The sequence below is a fragment of the Aphanothece sacrum FPU1 genome, assembly GCF_003864295.1.
In the GTDB taxonomy this organism is placed as follows: Bacteria; Cyanobacteriota; Cyanobacteriia; order Cyanobacteriales; family Microcystaceae; genus Aphanothece_B; species Aphanothece_B sacrum.
This window is the reverse complement of record NZ_BDQK01000006.1, coordinates 203664-218566: the sequence shown is the minus strand read 5'-3', so window position 1 is coordinate 218566 and position 14903 is coordinate 203664. Positions and strand designations below refer to the sequence as shown.

Sequence of the window (14903 nt, the reverse complement as noted above, 5' to 3'; positions counted from 1 at the left end):
TTTTTTCTTAGCTTCTCTGGCTTTTTTCTCCTGTTCAAATTTATACTTACCGTAATCCATGATTCGGCAAACAGGAGGTTTAGCGGTTTCACTCACCAAAACCAGATCTAATTCTCTCTCCTGGGCTAGTTTTAAGGCATCTTCAGGAGTGACTACGCCTACTTGAGAACCATCACTATCGATGACTCGAATTTCGGGGAAGCGTATTCTTTCGTTGATTTTGGGGAGATCGCGTTGAGGGCGTCTTTTATCTATCACAGGCGTTTGTTAATTTTTCTCTATTTAGATGGATGAACTTTAGTAGATTAGGTTGATCAGAGCAATTATTTCATTTTACTAATTCTCCACAAAGTTCTGTCTGATTTATTTACTTTATTTTTAAGTTTACGCAATCGTTTTTCGGTTTTACCATATTTAGGTTTCTACCAATTTCATTTTAATCTGAGTCTTAAGTATCTTACAATCAAAAAGTGTAAAGATTTATAACGCTTACATTTTGGTATCAAATAATACACCTTGGGAAAAACGCATCGGAAAGCAACGGCTTTGGGTTTGGCGGGGTTGGCCTATCCGTTATAGTTATTTATGGGTTTCAGGTCAGAAGCAGGAATGTACTAAAACTCCCTTAATCCTATTACATGGATTTGGGGCGGCTATTGAACATTGGCGGCATAATATCCCCATTTTAGCGCAAGAATACCCAATCTATGCCTTAGATTTGTTAGGGTTTGGGGGTTCAAAAAAGGCAGCAACTGATTATAGTATGTATCTTTGGGCTGAACAAGTTCATGATTTTTGGCTAACTTTTATTGGTCAACCTGTTGTTTTGGTGGGTAATTCTATTGGGGCTTTATTATGTGTAACGGTGGCTGAACGTTATCCTGAAATGGTGGCAGGAATGGTCATGATTAGTTTACCGGATGTGTCTTTAAGACAGAAAACAATTCCTAGTTGGTTGCGTCCTATTGTTAATACTATAGAAGGGTTATTTTCCCCACCTTTATTATTAAAAGGGTTATTTAATATTATTCGTCGTCCTCAGATTATTCGTCCTTGGATTAAATTAGCTTATTATGATGCTTCTGCTATTACTGACGAATTAGTTCATATTATTACTATACCTCCTCAAGATCAGGGGGCAGCTAGAACATTTTGTTTATTATTTGAAGCGGTGAAAGGTACTGATTATGGGCCATCTATTCAAGCTGTTTTGCCTAAATTAACAATGCCTATGTTATTGGTTTGGGGTCTTCAAGATCGTTTTATACCTCCTTCTCTTGGCCCAATTTTTGCTCAATTAAATCCTAATATTATTTTAGTAGAATTAGATCACGCAGGTCATTGTCTTCATGATGAATGTCCTGATCAATTTAATCCTATTTTATTAGATTGGCTTAAAAAATTATGAATTATGAATTATGAATTATGAATTATGAATTATGAATTATGAATTATGAATTATGAATTATGAATTATGAATTATGAATTATGAATTATGAATTATGAATTATGAATTATGAATTATGAATTATGAATTATGAATTATGAATTATGAATTATGAATTATGGATTTGTGTAAAAAACCATCCGGCGGGTTTATCTAGTTTTTTTGTGAGAATCATTGATTTATGTAAAAAACCCGCTCCTAGTACAAATTTTGTGTAATTAATTTTGTCCACTTACTTATCATAACTTTAACCAATTAAAAACATCACCGACAGTTAATTTTAGTTCAGGCAGAAATTCAGGAACAGGTAAAATATCTTCTGAGGTTTCTAAGAGTAAGGGTTGTTGTTGAGGATAAAAGACAAGAACAGATTTTGTTTCAGGATCAATTAACCATCCTAAATCACTACCATTATCTAAACAATAAAAAATATTTCCCATCACTTTAATTGGGTTTTGATTAGGTGACAAAATTTCAATTGTCCAATCTGGATAGGTTAAACAAATATTAGCAATATCTCCATCTTCATCACAAGGAATTTTATCCCAACGCAAAACTACGACATCAGGAACAATAGAACGTTCCCCAAAAGTACAGCGTAACTCAGGAAAAGCATAAGCTATTTTCTGAGATTTGGCAACAGTATTAAGCGTGATAATTAACTCAGCTTGGATACGACTATGTTTTCCTTGGGGCATGGGTTTTTCGATAATTTGACCATTAATATATTCACTAGCGGGTTTAGTTTCAGGCAGTTGGAGAAATTCCTCTAAAGTGAGGATTTTATTAAGTGTTTGTACCATCATTACCTCTATGAAATTTAGTTAATTTTAATTATAATTTTCTTGATTTTAAAGGGATAAAAAAGACTGTGAACATCCCAGGAACAGTAAGTAAAAAAGCGACCATAAAAAATAAGGGATATCCAAGTTCTTGTTGAAGATAACCACTAATTAATCCGGGTAACATCATTCCTAAAGCCATAATTCCTGTAGAAATGGCATAATGAGCAGTTTTATATTCTCCTTCAGAAATTTCCATTAAATAAACCATAAAAGCGGTTAATCCTAATCCACTACCAAACTGTTCCAATGAGATAAACATTGTAGTTACTGGTAAAGAAGGTTTAACTAGAGACATATAGAAGTAAAAAAGATTAGGTAAGTTCAGGGCTAATGCCATTGGAAAAATACTCTTTTTAAGTCCAATTTTTGCTATGACAAAACCCCCTAACATTCCTCCTAATATTAAAGATATTACACCAAAACCACCATACATCAAGCCGACTTCTTCTGTACTTAATTCTAAGCCCCCTTGAGCAAAGGAATCTAATAAAAAGGGATTACTTAATTTAATTAAGAGTGCTTCACCAAAACGATAGGATAAGATAAATGCCAAAATTATTAATATTTTAGGTTTACGGAAATAGGAAGCAATAATTTGTAATGAGTTGATATTTTCAGATTGTTTCTGCTCATGAATATTAATATTCTCAGTATTATCTGATTTTTTGTTATGATAATTTGAGAATTTAGGTAAACTAAAAAAATGATATATAGAGAAAGCTAAAAAAATTAAAGCACAAACACTTAAGGCCGCTGTCCAACTCAGAGATATATTGTTCCATGATTTGGCTAATTTACCGGCCAATACTACTAAAAAACCTGAACCAAAGATCACAGCACCTCGATAAAAAATTGGTCTAATTCCGGCAAATTCTGCTTGCTGAGTAAAGTTTAATGATTCTAAATAAAACCCATCTACTGCAATATCATGGGTGGCCGAAACAAAGGCCCCTAATGTGAAAGTTATTAAAGAAATATAAAAGAAATTAGGAAGTTGTAAAGCGATCGCACTTATTCCCAAACAACTGACCATTACTAATTGAGTAATAATAATCCAATCTCTAGTTTTTCCTATTTTTTCAACCCAAGGCGACCAAAACATTTTAAGTACCCAAGGTAGATATAGAAGACTTGTCCAAAAAGCAATTTGAGCATTATCTACCCCTAGATTCTTATAAATAATAACTGAAACAGAATTAATTAGAATATAAGGAAGTCCTTCCGCAAAATAAAGAGTGGGAATGAAAAACCAGGGTTTAACTGTTGATTTTGATTGCATATAATTATTGTATGTATGGAGTCTCTTTTGTGGGACGTTATTAACTCGATGAAGGTTTCTCCCGCAGAAGTTTATCTGGTTCTACTTCATCTAGAATATATATTTGATTTGTGTAACTATAACATAGTGTTATGGCTTTATAAATAAATAAGTCAAAACGCATTTTAAATTCCTTTTGGCTTACTGGTGGGTTATTAGTTAGCATTTTTAAATTAATTCACAACCCCTCAACAATCTGAGACAATAAAGAGTTAATCTAGAATAGGAAGATGACGACAGGAGCATCATTGTGGCCTTTAAGATTGGTTTACTTGGGTTGGGAACGGTAGGCACAGGAACGGCGCAAATTCTGCTTGATCCATCGGGACGAAACCCTTTATTAGAGGAAATCGTCATTCATCGGGTCGGAGTGCGATCGCCTGATAAACCTCGTTCCGTAGAATTCTTATCAGGAGTGATGACGACAGACTTAGAAAGTATCGTCAACGACCCTGATATTGATATTGTGGTGGAATTATTAGGGGGGCTAGAACCCGCGCGATCGCTCATTTTACAAGCTATTAATCACAAAAAGCACGTTGTCACTGCTAATAAAGCTGTGATCGCCCGTTATGGAGATGAAATCTACGCAGCAGCCAATAAAGCAGGAGTATACGTCCTTTTAGAAGCGGCAGTTGGCGGTGGTATCCCCATCATTAAACCTCTAAAACAATCTTTAGGGGCTAACCGCATTAACAACATTATTGGCATTGTTAACGGCACAACTAACTACATTTTGACCCAAATGACCCTATATGGGGCAGATTTTGACGATGTTTTAGCCGAAGCGCAACAATTAGGCTATGCTGAAGCCGATCCCACTGCCGATGTGGATGGGTTAGATGCAGCCGATAAAATCGCTATTTTAGCCTCTCTGGGGTTCGGAGGAAAAGTCAAACGGGAAGATGTCTACTGTGAAGGCATTCGTCAAGTTAGCGCGGCTGATATTATCTATGCTGATAAATTAGGTTTTGTGATTAAACTATTAGCGATCGCTAAAGGATCACGGGGTGAAGCCTCAGAAACCTTACAATTAAGGGTGCATCCTACCCTAGTGTCTAAAACCCATCCCCTAGCTAACATTAACGGGGTCTACAACGCCATTTTGGTAGAAGGGAGTCCCCTGGGACAAGTGATGTTTTATGGGCCAGGGGCCGGGGCCGGCCCAACTGCCAGTTCTGTTGTATCGGATGTGATGAATATTGTGGCCATCCTTAAAAGTAGTGGCCCGGTTCAAACCCTAGATCCCCTTTTAAGTTGCGTTCATCAACATTATTGTCAGATTACCCCCATTGAAGCCATAGAAACTCGCTTTTATGCCCGTTTTCTCACCGAAGATGTGCCAGGAGTCATCGGTTATCTAGGAACCAGTTTCGGTCAACATCAGGTCAGTTTAGAGTCAATAGTACAAATTGGTTTTCAAGGGGAACTTGCGGAAATTGTGGTCGTCACTCACAATGTCTGTGAGGGTAACTTCCGCAAGGCTTTGGCGGAAATTCATTCTTTAGAGGCAATTAACAGTATTCCTAGTATTTTGCGTGTTTTATAGGAAAGTGAGTCGTGAACGGTGGTTATGGTTATTTGTCTCCCTGATCCCTCTGATATCTTTTAGTCCTTATTTGGCACAAAACTCTCCATCTTCTTTGTGTCCGGTTCCGGCCCTATCTCGGATACAACGTCATCGGGTGGCCCCAGGAGAAACTATTGAGAGTATTGCTAAGCGTTATAAACTTATTCCGGCGACTTTAGTTCGACTTAATCCTAGTTTAGCTCAGGGAAAGGTTCCAGTTGGCCAAGATATTCTTATACCTCCCTTTGATGGAATTCGGGTACAAGTGCCAAATGGGGCGACTTGGCGAGATTTATCCACTGCTTATGGTGTGCGGGCCGATGTTTTGTTTGAGATTAATGGCTGTGTACCTAACCCTAAAGTTGCTTTTATTCCGGGGGTAAATTGGCAACCATGGGAAACCCCCCGACGAGGGGATTATACAGGGCTTAAAAGCTATCCTTTGCCCTTTGTGGCCCCTATTGGACTGGGGTATGGATGGCATACGAATCCGACGACAGGACAATCATTTTTTCATGGGGGGGTAGATTTATTAGCGGAACCCGGAACCCCTGTTTTAGCGGCGGATCGGGGAATGGTTATTTTTGTGGCCCAAGAAGGAAGCTATGGCTTTTTAGTGGTGGTGGATCATGGTAATGGCCGACAGACTCGTTATGCTCATTTAAGTCGCTTTAAGGCGAAAATAGGTCAATCTGTTCAAGCGGGCGATGTGTTAGGCTATGTAGGGAAGACGGGAAAGCCTGATATTTTGCAACCTCATCTACATTTTGAAGTTCGTTATAAGTTTCCTGTTGGTTGGGTAGCTCAAGATCCCGAAACTCATTTTCCCAAAGTTAACCCATAGTTATGCAAAAGTTTGTAGGGGCGGGTTTTTTACAAAAATCACTGATTCTCAGCTAAAAGTTAGATAAACCCGCCCCGAATACCTGATTCTCACCAAAAACACGGTTCTACGGGACTTACTGTGCTAAACTAATAATTAATGACAGACCTTATGTCTGATCCTATAGAAACAAAGTCCACCTTCGTGGACTGCCATTATAGGTTGCGTAGGCAACCTTTATTTGTATAGCTTAACTCTGAGCGAGTTAAGGTCTATCATTTATAATAATTTAGAATAATTTGTCCGGTAGAACCGAAAAAATAAGGGAGATTGTTACTAATGGTTAGTCAAAAAACAATTGATTTAGTTAAAGCAACTGCTCCAATTTTAAAGGAAAGAGGAGAAGAAATTACTCGCAAAATGTATCAATTAATGTTTGAATCTCGTCCTGAGTATAGATTATGGTTTGAAACCACTTTTATGACTCATGTAGATGGGGGATCACAACCAAATAAATTAGCGGGTTCTATTTATGCTTATGCGATTCATATTGATAAATTAGATGAGTTAAAAAAAACAGTTGAAAAAATTGCTAATCGTCATGTTGATAGTCAAGTGATTGCAGAACAATATCCCGTGATTGGCGATTTTTTATTATTAGCAATGAAGGAAGTTTTACAAGAGCAAGCAACTCCTGAAATTATGGCCGCTTGGGAAGAAGCTTATACCGCTTTAGCAGATATTTTTATTCAACGAGAGAAAGAACTTTATCAAGACGATGATGTTAAGTTAGTTGCTTCATTAAAAAGTCAGCGTTTTTTTAATCATTAAGCTGGTTAAATAGGTAAGAAAAATTATAAAAATTTAATTGCACAACAAATGAAGAATTAGATTAAGGAGATAAACAGATGATTATTACTAAAAATATTGAACAGTCTTTGACTCTTGAAGAATTTCTAAAAAGTCCCGAAACTAAACCAGCCAGCGAATATATTAATGGAGTAATTTGTCAAAAACCGATGCCCCAAGGAGAACACAGTACCTTACAAATTCGTCTAGGAACAGCGATTAATAATGTTACCTTACCCCAAAAATTAGCCTATGCTTTTCCTGAGTTGCGCTGTACCTTTGGGGGACGTTCGATTGTGCCAGATTTGGCGGTTTTTAGTTGGCAGAGAATCCCAAAAACTCCCCAAGGGAAAATTGCTAATAAATTTGAAATTCATCCTGATTGGATCATTGAAATTTTGTCTCCAGAACAATCAGCTACTAAGGTTATTAAAAAGATTTTATTTTGTCTAAAACAGGGAACAGAACTAGGCTGGTTAATTGACTCAGAAGATGAGTCTGTGATGATTTTTAAACCGAATCAATTACCAGAAATTTTATCAGGATTGGATATTTTACCGGTTTTAAGTATTTTAGATAATTGGCAATTAACAGTTAAAGATATTTTTGATTGGTTAATAATTTAATATACAAATATATGACAAATATTTTTTTTTATGAATGCTAAAAACACGGTTCTACGGGACTTACTGTGCTAAACTAATAATTAATAAAAGGCTAAAGCCTTATTCTATAGAAACAAAGTCCACCTTCGTGGACTGCCATTATAGGTTGCGTAGGCAACCTTTGTTTGTATAGCTTAACTATGAACGAGTTAAAGTCCCTTATTTGTAATAATAAAGGCTTAATGGTATTAAGCCCCTACATAATTTTCATTTATTGATATTTTTCTAAAGCTTTTTTTAATGACTCAGGAATAGGAATAGGAACCGTTTTTTCTCCTTGTCGCTTCATACAAGCTGCTTCTTGTTTTCCTTTGGCCACTAATTCTTCTTCTTGGTCTGTAGTTCGCCAATATTCAAATAACATGGTAATACGATTTTGTTTAACTTCTGCTAAAGTCATTTTAATGATTACTTGATCAAAGGCGAATAATTCTGATAGATAATCACAAGAAACTGAAACCGTAACTAAGGCTAATCCTTGAGCAAGTTCTGTGATAATATCAGGAGCATTATCTTTGAGAAACATTTCTCGACAACGACCTTGCCATCTAACATAATTAGCGTAATAAACATTACCAACTAGGTTAGTTTCTTCAAAATTGACAATGTGATGATATTCGTAAGTTTTCATTGTTTCTAGTAATATAAGAGGATTTTCTTCATGACTCAGGATACATCAAATATAATTTGTTCTCAATCATTATGAAATATGGAAAATATTTTGATTATTTAGCAAATGTGGCACAAAAAATTGCTTAATTTTATTGTTAGTAAGGTGGGCATTGCCCACCCTACATTGGGGTTAAACATTTTTTGATTGATAGGGAGGGAAACGATGATAATACATGGCAATCAACATGGGAACTAGAATCATGAAATTATAAAAAAGATGTAACTCTAAACGAGGAAACCAAATTTGACCGATACTAATGGGAACAGGAGAATCAAACAAGTTTTCATGAATAATCGCTTGGCCTAAGAGTAGGGCGTGTTCAAAATGATGATAGAATTGTAGCCCAAAACCAATATCCCACCAGAGTCGGGCCCGACCAACAAAAGAAGGACGAAAAACAGCAAAGCCAAGTAACATAAATAAGGCGTGTCCATAGTGTAACCATTCAGATTTCATTAACCAGGGAAAACCTAAACCCAATAAGCCTAAACATTTGGGACGTGGCCACCCTAAACCCCAAAGTTGATAAGCTTGAACAAGATGTTCTAATAAATGAAAGGCAATGACCACCATAAAGATTTGCATGGCTGGTTTATGCCAACGTCCATTAAGCAAATAAACAAGAGAACGTAATCCATTAGAAATAGGATTAGATTGGATGCTTCTTTTAGTTGTAGTAGTCATGATTTATTGCTCCTTAGTAAGAGAATTTATGGGAAAAATTGGCAGAAATTGTAGTAGTAATGTTTGCATTTAAACGGTTTATTGGTTAAATGACAAACAAAATTAAACACCTTGATAATCAAGCGATCGCACCTCCTTTAAAACTTGTTCATGTTCTTTCACCTCCTTAACTAACACGGCAAAAACTAACGGTGTTTCAAACCCTTTTACTGCAACGACGAACGTGGCAATAATTGTTTCTCCAGCAGTCAACCAAACGACCTTAGATGTGGATTTTTTTTGCTTAGAAACAGCTTTTTGATTCATTAACATTAAGGGTGTATCAACCATCATTCCTGCTTTTTTTAAGCACTCATTGGCTGTCCAAATGCGGGTCGCTGATACATCTAGAGATTCTTGTTTATAAGCAGCAATAATGTCTGCTAAGGCTAATTTGTGGGTTCCTAAAAGATCGTGCCAAACTGTCCCAGAACGCTCTATAACAGGTTCCACATCACAGCCACATCCACCCTTGACCACTAGGGTTAACGCCCCTGTATGGGACACAGAAATCGCCTCTCCGTTGATTTCTGGTTTACCATCAAGCCTCCGATAGACTTTTTGCCCTTTGCCTTTTGCCTTTTGCCTTACCGTAAGGTTGCGATCGCTTCTTACTCGACGCTCCACTGTGGCATCTTGATCAATAATTAGAGTTAGGTTAGCATCAGGGACAACTGCCTTAATATTGCGCTCTAAATAGGGCGGTAATAGGTTAGAAATCCAAGGATCATCAGGGTTTTTATGTTTAATTATTTGTAATTCTAACCCTTGCCAAACTTCTAGTATATTCCCTTCAGCATCAAAGACGGTTAAGTCATAGATGAAAGTATCATCAAAGTGTTGCCTTTCCTTGGCTGAGACAAATTGATTTTGGGTTGCATTAACCTCATAAATGCTTAACTTTTCGATACCTATTGGCAAAATTGTGGCATGGGGAACACAAGCTTGTAAAGCATGAATTACTGCATCTCTTGCCCCTGGATCACCTAATATTAATGACTGGGGTAAATAGCGACTAAACCATTCTAGGTTGGTTTTGGTTTCAATTTCTGCCATACATTCTGTTGCTGTAAGATGTTCATAATGTTTAATCCTTTGAAAACGTCCTCCATGAAACAATAATTCACCATATAAATGTTGTTGCGGATCAATATTATTTTGTTGGTTATCTATGTTATGAATAGGGATAACTGTTCCTAGTTCACTGTTATTTCTTGCCTGACTAATAATTGTTGTAAAATGATCTACAGTAAACCCAGTTTGTTCACTACGGATCACTGTTTTTACTTTTCCTGACGGGTAAATTAAAGCAGCAATACGAATCTTTAAAGGTTCATTAGCAGAGACAACAATGGGGCGATTAAATTTGACAGATTCAATGGTTATTTTATCAACTAAATTGGGCATTAAAGAAGTTGCAACTTGCATCATTGCTTCTAAACCCATCACCCCAGGAAAGATATATTCTCCTTCGTAAACATGATCTTTGATGTAAGGATCATTATCTAGAGATAACTCAACATCAACAATTAATTCTACTCCAGGATAAGACACTTTTTGCTGTTCTAAAAACCGTAAGAAAGGTAATTCTAATGGTTCTATTTTTAGGGTAGGTGGTTCCCCAAATCTTCCTGAAACTATCACAGTTGTAGAATCAAAAGATTGAGTTATCAAACGACGTAATATATCAATACCCTGATCAGGGGGAATGGGTGTAATCCCTTGCTGCATTAAACTATCAATACGTCCTAATTTTTCTCCCATGCCTACCCCAGACCAAACAGACCATGCTACATTAAGACAGTGACAATGGGGATATTTTTCCTTAAATTCTGCTACATAATGACCTAACCATTCATTCCCTAAACCATAGTCTGCTTCCCCAGGTAGTCCCGTTTCAGCAATAATAGAACCAAAGGTTATTAAGTGTTTTAAGCTATCAGAGTTAATAGCAGCAAGCACATTTTTTAATCCTTGTACTTTGGGGGCTAATGTTTCTAAAACGTCTTCTTTTTCTAGGTTTTGTATTAATTTAGGCTTGTTTATTCCTGCACCATGAATTACAGCAGTTATTGTTCCTAACTCCTTTTGAATATCAGTCAAACATTTGTTAACTTGATCAGCATTAGTGATATCGACAGAAACATAAATGACTTTAATGCCAAGTGACTGCATACGCACTAAATTATGACTTAATTCTTCATCATTTTGTGGTCGAGATCTTCCTAATAAAACAAGATTTACTCCTGTTTCTTTTGCAATAGATAAAGCGCATTCAGCAGCAATACCTTTACCTCCTCCCGTAACACATAAAACATCATTTGAGGAAAGATTAATTCTTGATTTTTGTAGGGGTGCAAGGGTTTGCATCTCTACAGACTTCAAAATACGCGATCGCCTGATCCCTTTGTGGTCATAATAAATTTCAGTATAACCATCAAATAATAATGCTTCTGTAACGATCCAATTAATATTATTAGGATGATTAAAAGGAACATCAATAACACAAGTTTTAATCTGAGAATTCTCTAAATAAAGAGTTCTTGCAAAAGATGCTGCACCTCCTCCATGTTGAACTAAAATAAAGCAATTATTGGGGTTATTAATTGCAATTTTGGCCCCTTCTAATAAACTATCAATAATCTGTTCATCGGGGTTAGGAGGAAGACACACTACTACCCCATTACCCTCATATTTGGACAATGCTGCTTCTAAAGGTGTCTTTAAAGCATAATCCATCGGTGTAATGATACGCCATTGAGAAGCATTATTATTAGGGGTAGGAAGGGACGCTATTAAGGGAGATTCTACGAATTCTACAGTAAAAGAACGAATCCAGGAATCTATACCAAGAGGAAGGGTTTCTCTGGGTTTTATGTCCTTAGTTTGCGATAAATCTGTCAATGCTTGGGCAATATCTCCTACTGTTGCGTTAGCGTAGTCTGTGGGGGATACTGGAGCAGATAACCCTAAACGACGGGCCGCTTCAGCAACTAATTGACCTACACTAATAGAATTAAGATGTAAATCACCTAATAAACGATGATCTTCTTCTATTGTTGCAATGGGTAACTCTGTTTTTTCTGAAATTAGTTTACGTAGACAGTTCAAGGGAGAATCATCATTATTCTCTGTTACAGAAATGTTGTCTATAACCTCTTTATTATCTAGGTGAGGGACTATTTTTTGTGTTATTTTTTCCTGCTTATTTTTTGTAACCTCATCAATCATATTTTCAGGTGCTAACTCACAAGGGTTAACAAAAAACTTGGGTTTCCAATCAAGATTAAATGATCTGGTAAACCGTCCCTTAAATAAAGCCTTATGGTTAATATTAACTCCTAAAACAAAAGCCGCACCAACTGCCTGTAATAACCCCTTCAGAGAGTCACCACCACTATCTAAAGAGATTACAGGAACCTTAGAAAAACTAGAGACAATACGACCTAAAATTTGACCTGGCCCTACTTCAATAAATAAGTCTACATCTTGTTGGGCTAAAGAGACAGCATCAAGAAAATGTACAGGAGAAGTTACCTGTTGTATTAATAGCGATCGCAGATCATTTTCTGGGGTTAATAGTTGTCCCGTGATGGTAGAAATTACTTGCTTTTGTACGGGAGATAATTGTTCATTTTTGAGATAATCTGCCAAAGGTTTAACTGCTTGAGAAACTAAAGGAGAATGGAAAGCATGGGAAACAGGTAAAAGAACCGTTTTGATGTTTTTTTGGACAGCTTTTTCTATAACATATTTTACCCCTAAATCTTCTCCAGATATAATAGTTTGCTGAGGTGAGTTAATTCCGGCAATGACGACAACACGACCATTTAATAACCCTTTAACTGTATTTTCATCCGTGCCAAGACTCGCCATTTTTCCGGTAGAATCACCTAATTCTGCCATAGCTTTTCCCCGTACTTTAGCTAGACGAATTAAAGCTGTTTCATCAAAAACTTCAGCCCAATATAAAGCGCATAATTCACCTAAGCTATTACCCACAGCAACATCGGCTTTAATGCCAAATGTTTCTAAGATTTTTAACCCAGCAATGGTAGATGTCACAATAGCAGGCTGAGCAATTTTGGTTGATATTTTGTCTTCCGTATTTGGTAGTTGTGCTGTCTCATATAACATCTTTAATTGAGAGAAGCGATCCTGCCAAAGTCCACCATGATCATAAACAGGGGCAGATTGTCCAGGAAATAAAAAGCCAATTTTAGGACTTTTATTTTTGATTCTTAAAAAGACATTACCTGTGTTTAAATTAGTTTTTAATTCTCCATCTATGAGCAAAATTAGTTCTTGTAACTGACTGGTTAATTCATCTACTTTATTGGCAATAACCGCAGCACGAATTTGTAAATTAAAATCAATATTTTGATTGACTTTGGCAGATAAATCTGTTATCTCAGCAGAGGATAATTTATAACTAAATTCTAATAATTGAGAAAGTTTAGTTCTTAACTCATCTTTAGTTTCTGCTGTAAAAAGAAGTAACTCAGCATCCTGATAACTGGTAATTAAGTCTTGTTCCTTGGCTGTTAACTTTTGACGACGAATATTTCCTAATCCTTCTAAGACAATATAGGTATTAATTCCGCCAAAACCCATGGCACTTACCCCAGCACGTAAACATCGATCAATAGGCCATAACTTACCGATGTTATTGACTTGTAAAACCGGGTTATTCTTAGTTAATTGATCATGGGGAGTTTCACATCCTGTTGTTGGGGGAATAATTTGACTATAAACTGCCATTGTTGCTTTAATTAAACCTGCTATTCCAGCAGCAGCTTTAGTATGTCCAATATTAGCTTTAATTGAACCAATATAAGCAGGTTCAAAAACTGTATTGTTAGGGTTGATAGTCTCTTTAATAGCACGAGAAAGCACTTGTAATTCTACCCCGTCACCTACAGGTGTTCCTGTACCATGTCCTTCAAAATAACTAACCGTATTAACTCCTAAACCTGCACGACTATAAGCACGTTTTACCGCCAATAATTGTCCGTCAACTTCAGGTCTTGTCATCCCTCCATGACCATCAGAAGAAATGCCCCAACCTCGAATCACACCATAGATACGTTTTTGTTGTTCTAAAGCATCTTCATAACGCATTAATACGACAAAACCGCAACCCTCACCAGGAATAAAACCGGCAGATTTTTTATCATAAACTCGCATCTCTTTTTCTGCTAATGCACTCGCTTTAGCAAATCCGACTAATTCAAAGGGATCAATGCTTAAATCTACCCCTCCAGCTAAAGCTAAATCTAGATCTCCTGTTAATAACTGATTACAAGCATTTGCTACTGCTAATAAAGAAGAACTACAAGCACCATCAATTGTATAACCGCCCCCTTTTAAGTTAAAATGATTACAGATTCTTCCGGCAATTGTATTAGATAAATTACCTGCTAAAGATTCCTCTCCAATAGGTTCAAAAGGTTCTTTATATTTTATTTCTAACTTATCAATAAATATCTGAGTTTCTTCGAGAGAAAATCCTTGATTAATTAATTGAGATTGAACGACGCGACGGACATAAGGCCAACGTAAACGTAATGTATTAGCCCGCGAAAATTCTCCGGTTAAAGTATTTCCTAATAACACTCCGGTAGTCTCATTTGGTAAATTTTTACCTTCGATAAATCCTGCATCATTTAATGCTTGAGATGCCATATCTAAGGCTAACCAATGGACTAAATCTGCTGCTCTAAAGGTACTGCCAACTACCCGAAAAGCAATGCGATCAAAGTCATATCCTTCTATAACTGCTGCTTGTTTAGAATAGATAGCATCAGGGGTAGATTTATCTGATGAAAAATAGTCATCTAAACATAATCTTTCATCAGGAAAGCGACGAAAAGCACGACGTTTTGCTAAAACATTTTCCCATAATTCTTGAGGATTTTTAGCATCAGGATATTGGCAAGACATACCAACAATAGCAATTTGAGGATGACAAGTATTCATGGTTTAATCTC

General features: G+C 36.5%; 11 protein-coding genes. 5 read left to right on the top strand and 6 right to left on the bottom strand.

Going from position 1 to position 14903, the window contains the following annotated elements; genetic code table 11:
* Positions 1-258: translation initiation factor IF-3 (gene infC, locus AsFPU1_RS08610; protein WP_125061082.1), on the bottom strand; the 258-nt coding region annotated here is incomplete at its 3' end.
* Positions 259-493: 235 nt separating this feature from the next.
* On the opposite strand from infC, the gene AsFPU1_RS08605 reads away from it, so the two are divergent.
* Entirely contained in the window at positions 494-1408 is a 915-nt protein-coding gene (locus AsFPU1_RS08605; RefSeq protein ID WP_124971741.1) for an alpha/beta fold hydrolase, read from the top strand.
* Between the two features lie 278 nt (positions 1409-1686).
* On the opposite strand, the gene AsFPU1_RS08600 is transcribed toward AsFPU1_RS08605, so the two are convergent.
* Complete coding sequence (locus AsFPU1_RS08600; protein ID WP_124971739.1) at positions 1687-2250, bottom strand: Uma2 family endonuclease; 564 nt, start codon at positions 2248-2250, stop codon at positions 1687-1689.
* Positions 2251-2281: 31 nt separating this feature from the next.
* The gene (locus AsFPU1_RS08595; protein ID WP_124971737.1) at positions 2282-3571 is read right to left on the bottom strand and encodes an MFS transporter; all 1290 of its coding nucleotides are present in this window, start codon (positions 3569-3571) and stop codon (positions 2282-2284) included.
* A gap of 289 nt (positions 3572-3860) precedes the next feature.
* On the opposite strand from AsFPU1_RS08595, the gene AsFPU1_RS08590 reads away from it, so the two are divergent.
* From AsFPU1_RS08590 to AsFPU1_RS08575, 4 genes are all read left to right on the top strand, one after another.
* A complete protein-coding gene (locus tag AsFPU1_RS08590) occupies positions 3861-5159 on the top strand; it encodes a homoserine dehydrogenase (protein WP_124971735.1) in 1299 nt (432 codons plus the stop codon).
* A 40-nt stretch (positions 5160-5199) separates the two neighbouring features.
* Entirely contained in the window at positions 5200-6024 is an 825-nt protein-coding gene (locus AsFPU1_RS08585; RefSeq protein WP_227873374.1) for a LysM peptidoglycan-binding domain-containing M23 family metallopeptidase, read from the top strand.
* Positions 6025-6342: 318 nt separating this feature from the next.
* Complete coding sequence (locus tag AsFPU1_RS08580; protein WP_124971731.1) at positions 6343-6834, top strand: globin domain-containing protein; 492 nt, start codon at positions 6343-6345, stop codon at positions 6832-6834.
* A 77-nt stretch (positions 6835-6911) separates the two neighbouring features.
* Positions 6912-7478, top strand: a complete 567-nt coding sequence (locus AsFPU1_RS08575; RefSeq protein ID WP_124971729.1) for a Uma2 family endonuclease — start codon at positions 6912-6914, stop codon at positions 7476-7478.
* A gap of 250 nt (positions 7479-7728) precedes the next feature.
* Here the strand turns inward: AsFPU1_RS08575 and AsFPU1_RS08570 are convergent, their stop codons facing one another.
* The 3 genes from AsFPU1_RS08570 to AsFPU1_RS08560 form a co-directional block, all read right to left on the bottom strand.
* On the bottom strand, positions 7729-8148 hold the full coding sequence (locus tag AsFPU1_RS08570) for an acyl-CoA thioesterase (protein ID WP_124971727.1): 420 nt from the start codon (positions 8146-8148) through the stop codon (positions 7729-7731).
* 171 nt (positions 8149-8319) lie between these two features.
* The gene (locus tag AsFPU1_RS08565; RefSeq protein WP_124971725.1) at positions 8320-8874 is read right to left on the bottom strand and encodes a hypothetical protein; all 555 of its coding nucleotides are present in this window, start codon (positions 8872-8874) and stop codon (positions 8320-8322) included.
* 102 nt (positions 8875-8976) lie between these two features.
* Positions 8977-14892 (bottom strand): type I polyketide synthase, encoded by a 5916-nt coding sequence (locus tag AsFPU1_RS08560; RefSeq protein WP_124971723.1) that lies wholly within the window; start codon positions 14890-14892, stop codon positions 8977-8979.
* Positions 14893-14903: the final 11 nt, after the last annotated feature.

Coding starts and splice junctions, on each gene's coding strand:
- AsFPU1_RS08595 (WP_124971737.1), bottom strand. CDS start 3,571: ATGCAATCAAAATCAACAGTTAAACCCTGGTTTTTCATTCCCACTCTT.
- AsFPU1_RS08560 (WP_124971723.1), bottom strand. CDS start 14,892: ATGAATACTTGTCATCCTCAAATTGCTATTGTTGGTATGTCTTGCCAA.
- AsFPU1_RS08600 (WP_124971739.1), bottom strand. CDS start 2,250: ATGGTACAAACACTTAATAAAATCCTCACTTTAGAGGAATTTCTCCAA.
- AsFPU1_RS08565 (WP_124971725.1), bottom strand. CDS start 8,874: ATGACTACTACAACTAAAAGAAGCATCCAATCTAATCCTATTTCTAAT.
- AsFPU1_RS08570 (WP_124971727.1), bottom strand. CDS start 8,148: ATGAAAACTTACGAATATCATCACATTGTCAATTTTGAAGAAACTAAC.
- AsFPU1_RS08580 (WP_124971731.1), top strand. CDS start 6,343: ATGGTTAGTCAAAAAACAATTGATTTAGTTAAAGCAACTGCTCCAATT.
- AsFPU1_RS08575 (WP_124971729.1), top strand. CDS start 6,912: ATGATTATTACTAAAAATATTGAACAGTCTTTGACTCTTGAAGAATTT.